Origin of the sequence: Devosia sp., from assembly GCF_041917035.1 — a bacterium.
Lineage (GTDB): Bacteria > Pseudomonadota > Alphaproteobacteria > Rhizobiales > Devosiaceae > Devosia_A.
This window is the reverse complement of record NZ_JAYRYM010000340.1, coordinates 2045-3186: the sequence shown is the minus strand read 5'-3', so window position 1 is coordinate 3186 and position 1142 is coordinate 2045. Positions and strand designations below refer to the sequence as shown.

The window sequence follows — 1142 nt, the reverse complement described above, 5'->3', positions numbered from 1 at the left end:
GTGCTCGGCGAGCCGGTCGAGCCCGATGCGCAGCACCAGCTTGGCGCTGCGGCGGGGCCAGCCGCGCTCGACTTCCACCACCTGCAGGCCCTTGTCGAGGCCGCAGACGTCGAGCACGACGTCGGCACAGTCGCGCGGCAGCACTCGGTGCAGTTCGCTGAGGCGTCGGCGGGCGTCGGCGGCCATGTCGCCGATGTCCGGCGCGCCCGTCGCGCTGCCGCGACCGGCGATCCCGGCAGCCGAGTAGTCGGTGGTCAGCCGCGGCACGAGCCCGGCACGGGCTACCAGCCGCCGCACCCGCTCGCCGGCCGCCACCTGGTGCGGCGCGAGGAACGGCGTCTGCTCGCCGGCTCCAGCCACGGCCAGCCGACCGAGCGGACTCTCGAGCACGTTGCGGATCACGCCGCCGGATTCGCGCCGCAGATCGCGATGCTGCCCGCCCTGCGGGTCTTCGGCGATCAGCTGGCGACGCAGCCAGGATCGCGATGCCGCGATGGCCGTGCACCGTTCGGCATCCCCTCCCAGCACGCCCGCCGCCTGCAGGTCCCGCACCCGCGCCGAGGCGAGCCGGATCGGGACGCCATCGCGCGCTACTTCGAAGGCCTGCCCGGCGCGGTCCGCAGCGCCGTGCTCGATGACGGCGCGGACGAACCGATGCGCCGCGCCGGCTGCCGCCGTCATGGCTGTGCCCCCGTCTCGGTCTCCGCCAGCATCCGCTCCAGGCGGTCGACCGCCTCGTCGTAGACGACGGCCTCGCGGCGCTCCTCGATGCTTGCGCAGGCATGCGCCACCGTGGTCCGGTCGCGGCCGAACACCTTGCCGATGTCGGCATACAGGCAGCCATCCACCACGTGCATGAGGTACATGGCCAGTTGTCGCGCCTCGGCGACCGGCGCCACGCCGCGCTGGCCCTCGAGCAGGCTCGTCGAGGGCACGCCGCGGTCGGCGGCGACCAGGGCGATCACCTGGGCGGCCCTGGCCACAATTCGGCCCCGCATCGGGCCGGCCGCTTGCCCGCCGCGGCCATTTCCAGCTGCCGGTACTCCCGCCTCGGCTCGCTCGCTCCACATTCCCGCCTCCACGCGATATAGGACAATATTCCTATACCTGCGTTCAGCGCCAGCGGGGATAACTCCGCACCG

Annotated in this window: 2 protein-coding genes; both read right to left on the bottom strand. The window is 73.4% G+C overall.

The features are described from left to right. Nucleotides 1-681, bottom strand: a 681-nt coding sequence (locus ACE3TU_RS20635; protein ID WP_374627668.1) for a DUF6456 domain-containing protein, incomplete at its 3' end; no start/stop codon positions are given. Next, nucleotides 678-983, bottom strand: coding sequence for a helix-turn-helix domain-containing protein (locus ACE3TU_RS20630; RefSeq protein WP_374627666.1), 306 nt, complete (start codon nucleotides 981-983; stop codon nucleotides 678-680). The genes ACE3TU_RS20630 and ACE3TU_RS20635, both read right to left, overlap by 4 nt. Nucleotides 984-1142: the final 159 nt, after the last annotated feature.